The sequence below is a fragment of the Pseudomonas sp. No.21 genome (genome assembly GCF_054558415.1).
Genome location: NZ_BAAJNO010000016.1, coordinates 20,036 through 34,611, shown reverse-complemented (window position 1 = coordinate 34,611; position 14,576 = coordinate 20,036). Strand labels below are relative to the sequence as shown.

Genomic DNA, 14,576 nt, shown 5'->3' with positions numbered 1-14,576 from the left:
TCCTTGGGTCAGTCGACAGGCTCAGCGGCGCTTGGCCATGGCTTCGATGAAGCGGTCGAACAGCGGGGCCACATCGTGCGGGCCAGGGCTCGCCTCCGGGTGCCCCTGGAAGCTGAAGGCCTCCTTGTCGGTACGCTCGATACCCTGCAGGGTGCCATCGAACAGCGACTTGTGGATGGGGCGGACATTGGCCGGCAGGCTGGTCTCGTCGACGGCGAAACCGTGGTTCTGGCTGGTGATCATGACCACGCCGCTGTCCAGGTCCTGGACGGGGTGGTTGGCGCCATGGTGGCCATGGCCCATTTTCAGGGTCTTGGCACCAGAAGCCAGGGCCAGCAACTGGTGACCGAGGCAGATACCGAAGACGGGGATCTCGGTCTCGAGGATTTCCCTGATCGCGGCGATGGCGTAGTCGCAGGGCTCAGGGTCGCCAGGGCCGTTGGAAAGGAACACGCCATCCGGATTGAGCGCCAGCACTTCACTGGCCGGGGTCTGTGCCGGCACCACGGTCAGGCGGCAGCCGCGGGCAACCAGCATGCGCAGGATGTTCAGCTTGACGCCGTAGTCGAACGCCACCACGTGGTAGGGCAGCTCGCTGGCCGGGATTTCCGGGTGGCTGTCGGTCTTCAGGTTCCAGATGCTGGAGCGCCACTCGTAACGCTCGGTGCAGCTGACCACCTTGGCCAGGTCCATGCCCTTGAGACCGGGGAAGCTGCGCGCCAACTCCAGGGCTTTTTCTGCAGTAGCACCTTCACCGGTGAGGATGCAGCCGTTCTGCGACCCCTTCTCGCGCAGGATGCGGGTCAGGCGACGGGTATCGATGCCAGCGATGGCGACGGTGCCGTTGGCCTCCAGGTACTCGGGCAGCGACTGCTTGTTGCGCCAGTTGCTGGCCAGCAGCGGGAGGTCACGAATGATCAGGCCGGCGGCCCATACGCGATCGGACTCGGCATCTTCCGGCGTGGTGCCGGTGTTGCCGATGTGGGGGTAGGTCAGGGTGACGATTTGCTGGGCATAGGAAGGATCGGTGAGGATTTCCTGATAGCCGGTCATGGCAGTGTTGAACACCACCTCTCCGATGGTCTGGCCGTCGGCCCCGATGGATTCACCGAGGAAAATGCTGCCGTCGGCAAGCGCGAGTATGGCTGGCTTAGTCAAGAAGACCTCCCGTAGATCAAGGCTGAAGCAAACGCAGGTTGTAAAAAAGCGGGATGACGTTTTGAACCGTCACCCCGCTTTTTTATCTGAGCCATTCTGCGTAACTTTTAGTGGACACACTAAAGCTGCAGCTTACAGGAGAAGCCTTTTTCGGTCCACCGTGGAGTAGGACCTTTTGGCGGTTTCAGCGCAAGCCGAGCACATCCTGCATGTCATAAAGGCTCGCTTCCCGACCTTCCAGCCAAAGCGCCGCGCGAACTGCGCCGCGGGCGAAGGTCATGCGGCTGGATGCCTTGTGGGTGATCTCAACGCGCTCACCATCCGCCGCGAAGAGAACGGTGTGATCACCGACCACATCGCCAGCCCGAACAGTGGCGAAACCGATGGTCTCGCGCGGACGGGCACCGGTCTGGCCTTCACGCCCATACACTGCCACCTTCTCCAGATCACGCCCGAGCGCACTGGCAACGACCTCGCCCATGCGCAGGGCGGTGCCGGACGGTGCGTCGACCTTGTGGCGGTGATGGGCCTCGATGATCTCGATATCCACGTCATCACCCAGCACACGGGCAGCCGTATCGAGCAGCTTCAGGCAGAGGTTCACACCGACGCTGTAGTTGGCGGCGAAGACGATCGGGATCTCCTTGGCCGCCGCGCTCAGCCATTCTTTCTCCTGCTGGGAGAAACCGGTGGTGCCGATCACCATGGCCTTGCCTGCCTTGCGGCAGATCTCCAGGTTCTTGAGGGTCACGGTCGGGTGGGTGAAGTCGATCAGCACGTCGAACTCATCGACCACCTTACCCAGATCACCCGACAGCGGTACGCCGATACGGCCGAGACCCGCCAGTTCACCGGCATCGGCCCCCACCAGGGTGCTGTCCGGGCGATCGATCGCGGCGGTCAGACCCGCGCTACCGCCGGTCTGCTGGACCGCCTCGATCAGAATCTTGCCCATGCGCCCGGCGGCGCCCATCACTGCAATACGTCGCATACACAAAGCTCCAAGCTGCAAGCCTCACGCCGCAGGCGCCGCTCGTCGAGCCTGCGCCTGCAGCCTGGGCCGGGATGTCAAAGATCGCCGAAGAAGCGCTTCATGCCTTCGAACCAGCTGCTGGCCTTGGGCGAATGGGAGCCGTCGTTCTGCAGGGACTTGCGGAACTCCTCGAGCAGCTCGCGCTGGCGCTTGTCGAGGTTGACCGGGGTCTCGACCACGACGCGACACATCAGGTCGCCCGCACCCCCACCACGCACCGGGGCCACGCCCTTGCCGCGCAGACGGAACAGCTTGCCGGTCTGGGTCGCTTCCGGGATCTTCAGCTTGACCCGGCCATCGAGGGTCGGCACTTCCAGTTCGCCGCCCAGGGCGGCATCGGCGAAGCTGATCGGCACTTCGCAGTACAGGTGCTTGCCGTCACGCTGGAAGATCGGGTGCTCACGCACGTTGACCACGACGTACAGGTCGCCCGCCGGCCCACCCATGGCGCCGGCCTCGCCCTCGCCGGACAGGCGGATGCGATCGCCGGTGTCCACGCCAGCCGGCACTTTCACCGACAGGGTCTTGTGCTCCTCGACGCGCCCCTGGCCGTGGCAGCTGCCACAGGGATCGGAAATCATCTTGCCGGTGCCATGGCAGCGCGGGCAGGTCTGCTGGACCGAGAAGAAGCCCTGCTGCATGCGCACCTGGCCGATGCCGCCGCAGGTGGTGCAGGTGACGGGGCTGGTGCCCTTCTTGGCGCCGGAGCCTTCGCAGGTCTTGCAGTTGACCAGGGTCGGCACGCGGATGGTGACAGTGGTACCGCGCACCGCTTCTTCCAGGTCCAGCTCCAGGGTGTAGCGCAGGTCGCTGCCACGCTGGGCGCCACCGCGCTGGCCGCCGCGCTGGCCACCGAAGAAGTCGCTGAAGACGTCGCCGAAGATGTCGGAGAAGCTGGCGCCGCCGAAGCCCGCACCACCGCCCGCGCCCATCTGCGGATCGACACCGGCGTGGCCGTACTGGTCGTACGCCGCGCGCTTGCTGGCATCGGAGAGCACTTCGTAGGCCTCGTTGGCCTCCTTGAATTTCTCTTCAGCAGCCTTGTCGTCCGGATTGCGGTCCGGGTGGTACTTCATGGCCAGACGACGATAAGCCTTCTTCAGCTCAGCCTCGCTGGCGCCCCGCTCGACACCGAGGATTTCGTAAAAGTCACGTTTAGCCATTGGTTCTCTGCACTCTTCAAATTTCGCGCCCTCCAGACACGCCGACGCGGGAGCAAGCTCCCGCGCGGTGCATCAACCTGCGGGGCTGGGCCCCGCAGGCAGGAGAGCAAGCAAGCCTGATGCTTACTTGTTGTCCTTGACCTCTTCGAACTCGGCGTCGACGGCATCATCGGATGCCTTGTCTTCGCCGGCCGGAGCACCTTCACCCGCCTGGGGCTGTTCGGCATACATCTTCTGCGCCAGCGGAGTGGAAGCCTGGGACAGCGCGTTCATCTTGGCTTCGATCTCGGCCTTGTCGTCGCCCTTCACGGCAACTTCCAGCTCACCCAGCGCCTTCTCGATGGCCGCCTTCTCTTCGGCAGTGGCCTTGTCGCCGGCCTCGGTGAGCATCTTGCGGGTCGCATGGACCAGCGCGTCACCCTGGTTGCGGGCGGCGGCCAGCTCTTCGAACTTGCGATCCTCCTCGGCATTGGCCTCGGCGTCACGCACCATCTGCTGGATTTCGTCCTCGGACAGGCCGGAGTTGGCCTTGATCACGATGGACTGCTGCTTGCCGGTGGCCTTGTCCTTGGCGGACACGTGCAGGATGCCGTTGGCGTCGATGTCGAAGGTCACCTCGATCTGCGGCACGCCACGCGGAGCCGGCGGGATCTCGGCCAGGTCGAACTTGCCCAGGGACTTGTTCTGGGTGGCCTGCTTGCGCTCGCCCTGCAGCACATGGATGGTCACGGCGGACTGGTTGTCGTCGGCAGTGGAGAACACCTGCGACTTCTTGGTCGGGATGGTGGTGTTCTTCTCGATCAGCGCAGTCATCACGCCACCCAGGGTTTCGATACCCAGGGTCAGCGGGGATACGTCGAGCAGCAGCACGTCCTTCACGTCACCGGACAGTACGGCGCCCTGGATGGCGGCACCGATGGCCACGGCCTCGTCCGGGTTGACGTCCTTGCGCGCTTCCTTGCCGAAGAAATCGGCGACCTGCTTCTGCACCAGCGGCATGCGGGTCTGGCCACCCACGAGGATCACCTCGTGGATGTCGCCCACGTCCAGGCCGGCGTCCTTCAGGGCAATGCGGCACGGCTCGATGGTGCGAGCGACCAGGTCCTCGACCAGGGCTTCCAGCTTGGCGCGGGAAATCTTCACGTTGAGGTGCTTCGGACCGGTCTGGTCTGCGGTGATGTACGGCAGGTTGACGTCGGTCTGCTGGCTGGAGGACAGCTCGATCTTGGCCTTCTCGGCGGCTTCCTTCAGGCGCTGCATGGCCAGGGGGTCACCCTTGAGGTCCATGCCGGATTCTTTCTTGAACTCGTCGACGAGGTAGTCGATCAGGCGGATGTCGAAGTCTTCGCCACCGAGGAAGGTGTCGCCGTTGGTGGCCAGGACCTCGAACTGGTGCTCGCCGTCGACTTCGGCGATCTCGATCACCGACACGTCGAAGGTACCGCCACCCAGGTCATAGACGATCACGGTGTGGTCGCCCTTGGCCTTGTCCATGCCATAGGCCAGCGCAGCCGCGGTCGGCTCGTTGATGATGCGCTTGACGTCGAGACCGGCGATGCGGCCGGCATCCTTGGTAGCCTGGCGCTGGCTGTCGTTGAAGTAGGCCGGAACGGTGATCACCGCTTCGGTCACGGTCTCGCCGAGGTAGTCTTCGGCGGTCTTCTTCATCTTCTTCAGCACCTCCGCGGAAATCTGCGGCGGCGCCATCTTCTGGCCCTTCACCTCGACCCAGGCGTCACCGTTGTCGGCCTTGGCGATCTTGTAGGGGACCATCTTGATGTCTTTCTGCACGACTTCTTCTTCGAAGCGACGACCGATCAGGCGCTTCACGGCGTACAGGGTGTTGTGCGGGTTGGTGACCGCCTGGCGCTTGGCGGACTGGCCGACAAGGATCTCGCCATCGTTGGTGTACGCGATGATCGACGGCGTGGTGCGAGTGCCCTCGGCGTTCTCGATCACCTTGACGTTGCCGTTCTCCAGGATGGCGACGCAGGAGTTGGTGGTCCCCAGGTCGATACCGATGATTTTGCCCATGTTCTCTCTCCCGAAACTTTGGATTTGCCGAGACCCCGTTTCACTGGTCGCGGCAGCATGAATACGCTTGGTTAAACAGATGGGGGCCGCAGCCCGGATTTCAAGCCTGCTCGTCGATGGACGGCGGCACTTCGGCCGGTGCCTTGCTGACCACCACCATGGCGGGGCGCAGCAGGCGGCCGTTGAGCAGGTAGCCCTTCTGGAACACCTTGAGCACGGTGCCCGGCTCCACATGGGTGCTTTCCTGCATCGCCATCGCCTGATGGTGTTCCGGATTGAACGGCGCGCCATGGGGATCGACCGCCTCCAACTGGTAGCGCTTGAGGGTGTCGTGGAACAGCTTGAGGGTCAGTTCCATGCCCTCGCGCACCGGCTTGATGGCCTCGTCCTCGGCGCTGCTCAGCTCCAGGCCGCGCTCGAGGCTGTCCACCACCGGCAACAGGTCATTGGCGAATTTCTCCAGCGCGAATTTGTGCGCCTTCTCCACATCCTGCTCGGCGCGCCGGCGGATGTTCTGCAACTCGGCGGCAACGCGCAGGGACTGATCCTGGGCCGCGGCCAACTGCTCTTCCAGCGTCTGCACACGGGTCACGAGGTCTTCGCCGCCGGCGGCCTCGGTAGCGGTGTTCGCCTCAGGGTTCTGGTTGTCCAGGGTCTGTTCGTCAGCCATGCGTTCCTCCTTTCAAAAACGGGCCGGGCAATAACCCGGCGATCTGTCCGCCTATATGGGGTCGCAATTTGTCGGTTCAAGGGGGCGGGGTGATTGTCAGGCGGAAAACAAACACTGTATAAATACCCAGCCATCGCCCTGGGAGTGCCGCCATGCTGGTCCACCTTTCCGTCCACAACTACGCCATCGTCGAACACCTCGATCTCGAACTCGCCGGCGGCATGTCGGTGATCACCGGCGAGACCGGCGCGGGCAAGTCGATCATGCTCGACGCCCTGGGCCTGACCCTGGGCGATCGCGCCGACAGCGGCGTGGTAAGGCCGGGAGCGGACAAGGCGGACATCCTCGCCAGCTTCGATCTGCACGACATTCCCGAAGCCCGCACCTGGCTCGCCGAACGCGACCTGGATAACGACGGCCCCTGCATCCTGCGCCGGGTCATCACCGCCGAAGGCCGCTCGCGCGCCTATATAAATGGCACCCCCTGCCCACAGGGCGACCTCAAGAGCCTGGGCGAGCTGCTGATCGACATCCACAGCCAGCACGAACACCAGTCGTTGCTCAAGCTCGACACCCACCGTCGCCTGCTGGACGAGTTCGCCGGGGCCAGCGAGCTGGCCCGCCAGGTGCAACTCGCCGCGCAACGCTGGAAGCAGACCCGCCAGGAACTGGAACGCCTCTCCCGCAGCGGCGAAGAACAACGCGCCCGCCACCAGCTGCTCAGCTACCAACTGGAAGAGCTGGAGAACCTTGCCCTCGGCGACTGCGAGCTCGACCAGCTGGAGCAGGAGCACAAGAACCTCTCCAACGCCGAAAGCCTGCTCGCAGGCTGCCGCCAGGTGCTGGACATGTGCAGCGAGAGTGACGCAGGCAACGTGCTCAGCGCCCTCACCTCCAGCCTCAACCGCCTGACCGCCTTCAACACCCAGCAAGGCGCCATCGCCGAAGCCGTCAACCTGCTGGCCAGCGCGCAGATCCAGGTGGAGGAAGCGGTCGGCGAGATCAATCGCTTCATCGATCATTTCGACGCCGACCCGCAACGCCAGCAGCAACTGGAGGAGCGCCTCGACACCATCTACACGCTCGCGCGCAAACACCGCGTGCATCCGAGCGAGCTGGCCAGCCTGCAGCAGTCACTGCTGGAGGAGATCGAGGCGCTGAATGCGGATGACGAAGCAGTCGAGCGCCTGACCGAAGAGCTCGCGTCCTACACCCGCCATTACCAGGCCAGGGCCGGCGAACTCAGCAAGCTGCGTGGCAAATCCGCCGGCAAGCTGGCCAAGGCCGTGGAAGCCGAGATGCAGCGCCTGGGCATGCCCGGCGGACGCTTCACCATCGAACTGCACCCGATCCAGAGCCAGGACCCGCAGGCCAATGGCCTGGAGCAGGTCGAATTCCTGGTCAGCGCCAACCCCGGCCAACCTCTCAAGGCCCTGGCCAAGGTCGCCTCGGGTGGCGAGCTGTCGCGCATCAGCCTGGCGATCCAGGTCATCACCGCGCAGACATCCCGCGTCCCCACCCTGGTGTTCGACGAAGTGGACGTGGGCATCGGCGGCCCCACCGCAGAAGTCGTCGGCCAGCTGCTGCGTCGGCTCGGTGAGCGCGGCCAGGTACTCACCGTGACGCACCTGCCACAAGTCGCGGCGCAAGGCCACAACCACCTGTTCGTGCACAAGGTGCGCGGCAGCAAGGAAACCCGCACCGCCGTGGCCAACCTCAGCGAGGCGGCGCGCATCGAAGAAATCGCCCGCATGCTCGGCGGCCTGGACCTCACCGAAGAGTCCATCGCCCACGCCAGGAAGATGGTCACCAGCGCACAGGGCTGACACCTCCCACATCCCCATAAATAAAGAAGGCGACCCGCAGGTCGCCTTCTTCCATTTACTGGTGCAGTGCGCTTATTTCTTCTTGCGCACGTACAGCACCAGATTGTGATCGACCAGCTCGAAGCCGTGCTCCTTGACGATCTCTTTCTGGCGTTTTTCGATTTCGGTGTCGAAGAACTCGATCACCTCACCGCTGTCGACGCAGACCATGTGGTCGTGGTGGCCACCGTCGGCAAGCTCGAATACGGCATGGCCACCATCGAAATTGTGGCGTACCACGAGGCCGGCTGCCTCGAATTGGGTCAGCACGCGGTAAACGGTTGCCAGCCCCACATCTTCACCCGCTTCCATCAGGGCCTTGTAGACATCTTCGGCACTCATGTGGCGCTGTTCGGTGGAGTCAAGCATCTGCAGGATCTTGACCCGGGGCAGGGTCACCTTCAGGCCAGCTTTGCGAAGTTCGTTATTTTCAACCATGGTCAGCTTTCTCGTGGACGCTGCTTCGCAGCTTCCCTTAATGCGGGTATGATCGGATTTTCGTTGCCCAGCCAAGATAGTGGAAGTCACCCACCGATGCAAAACACCAAGCTCTTGCTGACCAGCCTCACATTTGCAGGCCTGGTCGCACTCGCCGGCTGTTCATTCCCCGGGGTTTACAAAATCGACATCCAGCAGGGCAATGTCGTGACGCAGGACATGATAGACCAGTTGAAGCCCGGAATGACCCGGCGGCAAGTGAGGTTTATCATGGGCAACCCGCTGATCACCGACACCTTCCACGCCAACCGCTGGGACTATCTCTACAGCATCCAGCCGGGTGGTGGCGAACGCCAGCAGGAACGCGTCAGCCTGGTGTTCGACGGAAGCGATCAACTGATCGGCCTGGCGGGTGACTTCATGCCGGGCGTGAGCCGTGACGAAGCCATCCTCGGCAGCGACGGCAACACCGAAGTGAAAAGCGAGAAGCCTGCCCAGCAACAGCAGGAAGAAAAGCCGAAACCCGGCTCGCTGCTCGAGCAGATCCAGCAGGAAGTGGACAAGGTGGAAACCGTGCCGGTGCCCACGCCCGAGCCGCTGGAAACCTCGCCGCAGTAAACGCTGCGCAGAAAAAAGCCCGGACTGGTTCCGGGCTTTTTCTTGGGCACCTGTCAGGCCAACAGGCAGCTATTGCTCCGCCGCCCTCGCCTGGGCCGCACGGGCGGCGCGCGCCTTGCGCACCTCCTTCGGATCGGCCAGCAGCGGGCGATAGACCTCGACGCGATCCCCCTCCTCCAGCACCCGCTCCTCGGGGTTGGCCAGCGCCTTGCCGAAGATGCCCAGCGGGCAGCTTGCCAGGTCCAGCTCGGGGAACTCCGCAGCCAGTCCTGACGCCACCACGGCCGCGCGCGCCGTGGTGCCAGAAGCCACATCCAGGCCAAGCAGGCGCTGACGCTCGGCCAGCGCGCAGACGACCTCGACTCGGATCGAATCAGCCATGAAGCTGTTTGGCCCGCTGACAGAAGGCGTCGACCAGGGTGTTGGCGGCCTGATTGAAGAGCGGCCCGAGTGTCGCCTTGACGATGGGGCCGGCGTAGTCGAAGGACAGATCCAGGCTGATCTTGCAGGCCTTCTCGCCCAGCGCCTTGAAATTCCACACGCCGTGCAACTCGGTGAATGGCCCCTCCTCCAGGTTCATCTCGATCACCTGCCCCGGCACCAGCCGATTGCGGGTGACGAAGCGCTGGCTGATCCCACCCTTGGCCACGCCGAGGCTGGCGACCATCTCGGTCTCGCTGGCCTGCAGCACTTCACTGGTGGAGCACCAGGGCAGGAACTCGGGGTACCTCGCCACGTCGTTGACCAGATCGTAAAGCGCCTGCGCAGGGTACGGCAGCAGAGCGGAGCGCTGGATATGGGTGGTCATCTGGGCCTCTGATCGTCGGTCAGTCGGCTGCGCCGGAGCGAGCAACACGGCTGGTCAAAAAAAGAGCGCGCATTGTCAGGGATTCACCCCTCGCGCTCAAGCCTACGCCGCCGTAGCGGCCACGCCTGGGACTCCCTATAATGCCGCGCCTATGGCTAAGCAAAAGAAACATCCCCAAGGCTCCATCGCGCAGAACAAGAAGGCTCTGCATGACTACTTCGTCGAACAGCGGTTCGAGGCGGGCCTCGCCCTCGCCGGCTGGGAAGTCAAGAGTCTGCGTGCCGGCAAGGCCCAACTGGTGGACAGCTACGTGTTGCTCAAGGACGGCGAAGCCTGGTTGCTCGGCAGCCACTTCACGCCCCTGAAAACCGCCAGCACCCACGTGATCGCCGACCCCGTCCGCACCCGCAAGCTGCTCCTGCACAAGCGCGAACTGAGCAAGCTGATCGGCGCCGTCCAGCAGAAGGGCTACGCCTGCGTGGCGCTGTCGCTGTACTGGAAAGCCCACCTGATCAAGTGCGAGATCGCACTGGTAAAGGGCAAGAAGGAATTCGACAAGCGCGCCACCGAGAAGGAGCGCGACTCCGATCGCGAGATCGCTCGCGTCATGCGCACCAAGGGCAAGGAAGACTGAGCGCCGCCCCGGCGCCAGTCACCCGCCCCGCACCTTCAGGCCAGCGACCTCAGATCCCCTGCCTGCGCTGCGCACGCTCCATGCGGCGCGCTTCCAGCTGCCCTTCCGCCAGCACCTCCTGCACGTAATCGATGTGCTGGTGCGAAATCTCCCTCGCCTCCTCGGCACGCCGCTCGATGATCGCCTCGAACAGCGCCCGGTGCTGCTTCATCAGCATGTCGCGGGTCTCGTCGCGCTGCAGGTACATGCCTCCGATATTGGTGACCACGTTGTGCTTGAGCAGTTCGAACAGGCCGCGAATGGTGTGCAGCAGCACGGCGTTGTGGCTGGCCTCGGCGATCGCCAGGTGGAAGCGCGCATCCGCCGCCCCCTCGTCCTCGCGGCTCGCCTTGCTCCCGGGCATGTAGCAGGCCTGCAAGGTCTCGAAGGCCTCACGCAGGCGCTCATGGTCGACCGAGGTCGCGCGTTGCGCCGCATAGAAGGCGCATGAGCCCTCCAGCGTGTGGCGGAACTCCAGCAAATCGCGCTGGGCATCCGGATTGCCCTCCAGCAGCGACAGCAAAGGGTCGCTGAAGGTGGAGCCGAGCTCGGCGGAAACGTAGTTGCCGCCACCCTGGCGACTGACCAGCAAACCCTTGGCCACCAGCTTCTGGATGGCCTCGCGCAGCGACGGCCGGGACACCCCGAACTGCTCCGCCAACAGCCGTTCCGCAGGCAGCCGCTCGCCGGCCTTCAGGGTGCCCTCGAGGATCATCGACTCCAGGTGGCTGACGATGTCATCCGACAGACGGCGCTGACGCACCTGACCAAATCCCATACCCCTCCCGACTCAGTTCCGCAGCCCATCCGGGCAGCCTGGCGCGGCAGCCTAACCAGCCCACGCGCGACACACAAGAAAAGCCCGATCACAACCCTCTCGACCAAAGTTGTAGGACAGGAAATTGACATGCGCACGGTAAGACTTTTACCCTGAGCCGTCGATTTTGTAAATTGGTATTACCAATTTCGACGAAGTACGCCAGATCCGGCCAATGCCTGCTGCAACGCCAAAAGCGTCGCGCCTACCCGGACGGCCCACAGGCACTCCAAAAACAATTACGGAGCCAACCACCATGCAAGCATGGCAACAGATCTACACCCCTCTCGGCAGCCTCGGCCTGTCCGCTGCCGTCGCCGTGATCCCGATCGTGTTCTTCTTCCTCGCCCTCGCCGTGTTCCGCCTCAAGGGCCACATCGCCGGCACCATTACCCTGGCGCTGGCACTTGCCGTCGCCATCTTCGCCTTCAACATGCCCGCCGACATGGCCTTCGCCGCGGCCGGCTACGGCTTCGCCTATGGCCTCTGGCCGATCGCCTGGATCATCGTCGCGGCGGTGTTCCTCTACAAACTCACGGTCAAGAGCGGCCAGTTCGAAGTGATCCGCAGCTCGGTGCTGTCGATCACCGATGACCAGCGCCTGCAGGTGCTGCTGATCGGCTTCTCCTTCGGTGCCTTCCTCGAAGGGGCCGCCGGCTTCGGCGCCCCGGTGGCCATCACCGCCGCGCTGCTGGTGGGCCTGGGCTTCAACCCGCTCTACGCCGCCGGCCTGTGCCTGATCGCCAACACCGCCCCGGTGGCCTTCGGCGCCCTGGGCATCCCGATCATCGTCGCCGGCCAGGTCACCGGCATCGATGCCTTCAAGATCGGCGCCATGACCGGCCGCCAACTGCCTTTCCTGTCGATCCTCGTGCCCTTCTGGCTGGTCGCGATGATGGATGGCTGGCGCGGTGTCAAGGAAACCTGGCCCGCCGCCCTGGTGGCCGGCGGCAGCTTCGCCATCACCCAGTACTTCACCTCCAACTTCATCGGCCCGGAGCTGCCGGACATCACCTCCGCCCTGGTCAGCCTGATTTCCCTCACCCTGTTCCTCAAGGTCTGGCAACCGGCCCGCGCGCAGAGCGCGGAAGTGGTCGGCGTCTCCGGCGGCGCAGCGGTCGTCGGTGGCTTCGGCGGCCCGCGCAGCACCACGCCCTCGCCCTACAGCTTCGGCGAGATCCTCAAGGCCTGGTCGCCCTTCCTGATCCTCACCGTGCTGGTGACCATCTGGACCCTCAAGCCCTTCAAGGCGATGTTCGCCCCGGGCGGCGCACTGGAGCAGTTCGTCTTCATGTTCGCCATCCCGCACCTGGACCAGCTTGTCCTGAAAGGCGCGCCCATCGTGGCCACCACCACGGCCATGCCGGCGGTGTTCAAGCTCGACCCGATCTCCGCAACCGGCACCGCGATCTTCTTCTCCGCCGTGCTGTCGATGCTGGTGCTCAAGGTCAACGTTAAAAATGGTCTTACCACTTTTGGCGAAACCCTGGTCGAACTGAAATGGCCGATCCTGTCCATCGGCATGGTGCTGGCCTTCGCCTTCGTCACCAACTACTCGGGCATGTCCACCACCCTGGCACTGGTCCTCGCCGGCACCGGCGCAGCCTTCCCGTTCTTCTCGCCCTTCCTCGGCTGGCTGGGGGTCTTCCTGACCGGCTCGGACACCTCGTCCAACGCCCTGTTCAGCTCCCTACAGGCCACCACCGCGCACCAGATCGGCGTCAACGACACCTTGCTGGTGGCCGCCAACACCAGCGGCGGCGTGACCGGCAAGATGATCTCGCCGCAATCCATCGCCGTGGCCTGCGCCGCCACCGGCATGGTCGGCAAGGAGTCGGACCTGTTCCGCTTCACCCTGAAGCACAGCCTGATCTTCGCCGCCCTGGTCGGCCTGATCACCCTGGCGCAGGCCTATGTCTTCACCGGCATGCTGGTTCACTGACCGAGCCCTGATCGGCTGCGCGTCGGCGATACGGCGTTGGAAATGGCCTCGGAGATGCTCACCTACAGTCGTAGGCTCCGCTCCCTCGGCCATTTCCGCCTTGTCTCGCTCTAGCTCGCTCGATCCAAACTTTTCTCGCAAACGGAAGAGCCCATGATCATCTCCGCCTCCACCGACTACCGCGCCGCCGCCCAGCGCAAGCTGCCGCCCTTCCTGTTCCACTACATCGACGGCGGCGCCTACGCCGAGTACACGATGCGGCGCAACGTCGAGGACCTCTCCGGCATCGCCCTGCGCCAGCGCGTGCTGAAGAACATGTCCGAGCTGAGCCTCGAAACCCAGCTGTTCGGCGAAACCCTCACCATGCCCGTGGCCCTGGCCCCGGTGGGCCTGACCGGCATGTACGCACGTCGCGGCGAAGTGCAGGCGGCCAAGGCGGCGGCGGACAAGGGCATCCCCTTCACCCTCTCCACCGTCTCGGTGTGCCCGATCGAAGAAGTCGCCCCGGCCATCCAGCGCCCCATGTGGTTCCAGCTCTACGTGCTCAAGGATCGCGGCTTCATGAAGAACGCCCTGGAGCGCGCCAAGGCCGCCGGTGTCACCACCCTGGTGTTCACCGTCGACATGCCCGTGCCCGGCGCCCGCTACCGCGACGCCCACTCCGGCATGAGCGGCCCCAACGCTGCCATGCGCCGCGTGCTGCAAGCCATGACCCACCCCGCCTGGGCCTGGGACGTCGGCCTGCTGGGCAAGCCCCACGACCTCGGCAACATCTCCGCCTACCGTGGCGACCCCACCGGCCTGGCCGACTACATCGGCTGGCTCGGCGCCAACTTCGACCCGTCCATTTCCTGGAAGGACCTGGAGTGGATCCGCGAATTCTGGGACGGCCCCATGGTCATCAAGGGCATCCTCGACCCCGAGGACGCCCGCGACGCGGTCACCTTCGGTGCCGACGGCATCGTCGTCTCCAACCATGGCGGTCGCCAGCTCGACGGCGTGCTCTCCAGCGCCCGCGCCCTGCCCGCCATCGCCGACGCGGTGAAGGGCGAGCTGAAGATCCTCGCCGACTCCGGCATCCGCACCGGCCTCGACGTGGTGCGCATGCTCGCCCTCGGCGCCGACACCGTCATGCTCGGCCGCGCCTTCGTCTACGCCCTGGCCGCCGCCGGTGGCGCTGGCGTCAGCAACCTGCTGGAGTTGATCGACAAGGAAATGCGCGTGGCCATGGTGCTCACCGGCGCCAAGAGCATCGCCGAAATCAGCGCAGACTCGCTGGTACGCGAGCTCGGTCGCTGACCCGCTGCACCTGATAGAGAACCGACGAGGCCGCCCGAGCGGCCCGCACCCACCGTTG

Annotated in this window: 14 protein-coding genes; 5 read left to right on the top strand and 9 right to left on the bottom strand. The window is 64.5% G+C overall.

Features of this window, described 5'->3' with window-relative positions; genetic code table 11:
- Nucleotides 1–21: 21 nt before the first annotated feature.
- The 5 genes from carA to grpE all read right to left on the bottom strand — a co-directional run bounded on the left by carA (nucleotide 22) and on the right by grpE (nucleotide 6,058).
- Nucleotides 22–1,158: a glutamine-hydrolyzing carbamoyl-phosphate synthase small subunit gene (carA, locus tag ACYJSS_RS26470; protein ID WP_111260175.1), complete on the bottom strand. Its 1,137-nt coding sequence runs from the start codon at nucleotides 1,156–1,158 to the stop codon at nucleotides 22–24.
- A 184-nt stretch (nucleotides 1,159–1,342) separates the two neighbouring features.
- Nucleotides 1,343–2,149, bottom strand: coding sequence for a 4-hydroxy-tetrahydrodipicolinate reductase (gene dapB / locus ACYJSS_RS26465; RefSeq protein WP_111260176.1), 807 nt, complete (start codon nucleotides 2,147–2,149; stop codon nucleotides 1,343–1,345).
- A gap of 77 nt (nucleotides 2,150–2,226) precedes the next feature.
- Nucleotides 2,227–3,354 carry a molecular chaperone DnaJ gene (gene dnaJ / locus ACYJSS_RS26460; protein WP_021222329.1) on the bottom strand — a complete coding sequence of 376 codons (1,128 nt, stop codon included), beginning with the start codon at nucleotides 3,352–3,354 and terminating at the stop codon, nucleotides 2,227–2,229.
- Nucleotides 3,355–3,477: 123 nt separating this feature from the next.
- A complete protein-coding gene (gene dnaK / locus ACYJSS_RS26455) occupies nucleotides 3,478–5,388 on the bottom strand; it encodes a molecular chaperone DnaK (RefSeq protein WP_111260177.1) in 1,911 nt (636 codons plus the stop codon).
- A 100-nt stretch (nucleotides 5,389–5,488) separates the two neighbouring features.
- On the bottom strand, nucleotides 5,489–6,058 hold the full coding sequence (grpE, locus tag ACYJSS_RS26450; protein ID WP_111260178.1) for a nucleotide exchange factor GrpE: 570 nt from the start codon (nucleotides 6,056–6,058) through the stop codon (nucleotides 5,489–5,491).
- 152 nt (nucleotides 6,059–6,210) lie between these two features.
- On the opposite strand from grpE, the gene recN reads away from it, so the two are divergent.
- Nucleotides 6,211–7,884 carry a DNA repair protein RecN gene (gene recN, locus ACYJSS_RS26445; protein ID WP_111260179.1) on the top strand — a complete coding sequence of 558 codons (1,674 nt, stop codon included), beginning with the start codon at nucleotides 6,211–6,213 and terminating at the stop codon, nucleotides 7,882–7,884.
- Nucleotides 7,885–7,956: 72 nt separating this feature from the next.
- Here recN and fur read toward each other — a convergent pair whose 3' ends face one another.
- Nucleotides 7,957–8,361 carry a ferric iron uptake transcriptional regulator gene (gene fur, locus ACYJSS_RS26440; protein ID WP_021222333.1) on the bottom strand — a complete coding sequence of 135 codons (405 nt, stop codon included), beginning with the start codon at nucleotides 8,359–8,361 and terminating at the stop codon, nucleotides 7,957–7,959.
- A 96-nt stretch (nucleotides 8,362–8,457) separates the two neighbouring features.
- On the opposite strand from fur, the gene ACYJSS_RS26435 reads away from it, so the two are divergent.
- The gene (locus ACYJSS_RS26435) at nucleotides 8,458–8,979 is read left to right on the top strand and encodes an outer membrane protein assembly factor BamE (protein ID WP_111260180.1); all 522 of its coding nucleotides are present in this window, start codon (nucleotides 8,458–8,460) and stop codon (nucleotides 8,977–8,979) included.
- Nucleotides 8,980–9,048: 69 nt separating this feature from the next.
- Here ACYJSS_RS26435 and ACYJSS_RS26430 read toward each other — a convergent pair whose 3' ends face one another.
- Nucleotides 9,049–9,360: an RnfH family protein gene (locus tag ACYJSS_RS26430; protein ID WP_111260181.1), complete on the bottom strand. Its 312-nt coding sequence runs from the start codon at nucleotides 9,358–9,360 to the stop codon at nucleotides 9,049–9,051.
- Nucleotides 9,353–9,787 (bottom strand): type II toxin-antitoxin system RatA family toxin, encoded by a 435-nt coding sequence (locus ACYJSS_RS26425; protein WP_111260182.1) that lies wholly within the window; start codon nucleotides 9,785–9,787, stop codon nucleotides 9,353–9,355. The genes ACYJSS_RS26430 and ACYJSS_RS26425 overlap by 8 nt, the downstream gene beginning before the upstream one ends.
- A 151-nt stretch (nucleotides 9,788–9,938) precedes the next feature.
- On the opposite strand from ACYJSS_RS26425, the gene smpB reads away from it, so the two are divergent.
- Nucleotides 9,939–10,421 carry an SsrA-binding protein SmpB gene (gene smpB / locus ACYJSS_RS26420; protein ID WP_111260183.1) on the top strand — a complete coding sequence of 161 codons (483 nt, stop codon included), beginning with the start codon at nucleotides 9,939–9,941 and terminating at the stop codon, nucleotides 10,419–10,421.
- A 49-nt stretch (nucleotides 10,422–10,470) separates the two neighbouring features.
- Here smpB and ACYJSS_RS26415 read toward each other — a convergent pair whose 3' ends face one another.
- The gene (locus ACYJSS_RS26415) at nucleotides 10,471–11,238 is read right to left on the bottom strand and encodes an FCD domain-containing protein (RefSeq protein ID WP_111260184.1); all 768 of its coding nucleotides are present in this window, start codon (nucleotides 11,236–11,238) and stop codon (nucleotides 10,471–10,473) included.
- A 295-nt stretch (nucleotides 11,239–11,533) separates the two neighbouring features.
- On the opposite strand from ACYJSS_RS26415, the gene ACYJSS_RS26410 reads away from it, so the two are divergent.
- Both ACYJSS_RS26410 and lldD read left to right on the top strand, forming a co-directional pair.
- Nucleotides 11,534–13,219, top strand: a complete 1,686-nt coding sequence (locus tag ACYJSS_RS26410) for a lactate permease LctP family transporter (protein ID WP_111260185.1) — start codon at nucleotides 11,534–11,536, stop codon at nucleotides 13,217–13,219.
- Nucleotides 13,220–13,372: 153 nt separating this feature from the next.
- Nucleotides 13,373–14,518 carry an FMN-dependent L-lactate dehydrogenase LldD gene (gene lldD / locus ACYJSS_RS26405; protein WP_111260186.1) on the top strand — a complete coding sequence of 382 codons (1,146 nt, stop codon included), beginning with the start codon at nucleotides 13,373–13,375 and terminating at the stop codon, nucleotides 14,516–14,518.
- The last annotated feature ends 58 nt before the right edge of the window (nucleotides 14,519–14,576 follow it).

What these genes read in the sequence shown, in the direction of transcription:
- dapB (WP_111260176.1), bottom strand. Translation starts at nt 2,149, where the DNA reads ATGCGACGTATTGCAGTGATGGGCGCCGCCGGGCGCATGGGCAAGATT.
- dnaJ (WP_021222329.1), bottom strand. Translation starts at nt 3,354, where the DNA reads ATGGCTAAACGTGACTTTTACGAAATCCTCGGTGTCGAGCGGGGCGCC.
- dnaK (WP_111260177.1), bottom strand. Translation starts at nt 5,388, where the DNA reads ATGGGCAAAATCATCGGTATCGACCTGGGGACCACCAACTCCTGCGTC.
- grpE (WP_111260178.1), bottom strand. Translation starts at nt 6,058, where the DNA reads ATGGCTGACGAACAGACCCTGGACAACCAGAACCCTGAGGCGAACACC.
- recN (WP_111260179.1), top strand. Translation starts at nt 6,211, where the DNA reads ATGCTGGTCCACCTTTCCGTCCACAACTACGCCATCGTCGAACACCTC.
- fur (WP_021222333.1), bottom strand. Translation starts at nt 8,361, where the DNA reads ATGGTTGAAAATAACGAACTTCGCAAAGCTGGCCTGAAGGTGACCCTG.
- ACYJSS_RS26435 (WP_111260180.1), top strand. Translation starts at nt 8,458, where the DNA reads ATGCAAAACACCAAGCTCTTGCTGACCAGCCTCACATTTGCAGGCCTG.
- ACYJSS_RS26430 (WP_111260181.1), bottom strand. Translation starts at nt 9,360, where the DNA reads ATGGCTGATTCGATCCGAGTCGAGGTCGTCTGCGCGCTGGCCGAGCGT.
- ACYJSS_RS26425 (WP_111260182.1), bottom strand. Translation starts at nt 9,787, where the DNA reads ATGACCACCCATATCCAGCGCTCCGCTCTGCTGCCGTACCCTGCGCAG.
- smpB (WP_111260183.1), top strand. Translation starts at nt 9,939, where the DNA reads ATGGCTAAGCAAAAGAAACATCCCCAAGGCTCCATCGCGCAGAACAAG.
- ACYJSS_RS26415 (WP_111260184.1), bottom strand. Translation starts at nt 11,238, where the DNA reads ATGGGATTTGGTCAGGTGCGTCAGCGCCGTCTGTCGGATGACATCGTC.
- ACYJSS_RS26410 (WP_111260185.1), top strand. Translation starts at nt 11,534, where the DNA reads ATGCAAGCATGGCAACAGATCTACACCCCTCTCGGCAGCCTCGGCCTG.
- lldD (WP_111260186.1), top strand. Translation starts at nt 13,373, where the DNA reads ATGATCATCTCCGCCTCCACCGACTACCGCGCCGCCGCCCAGCGCAAG.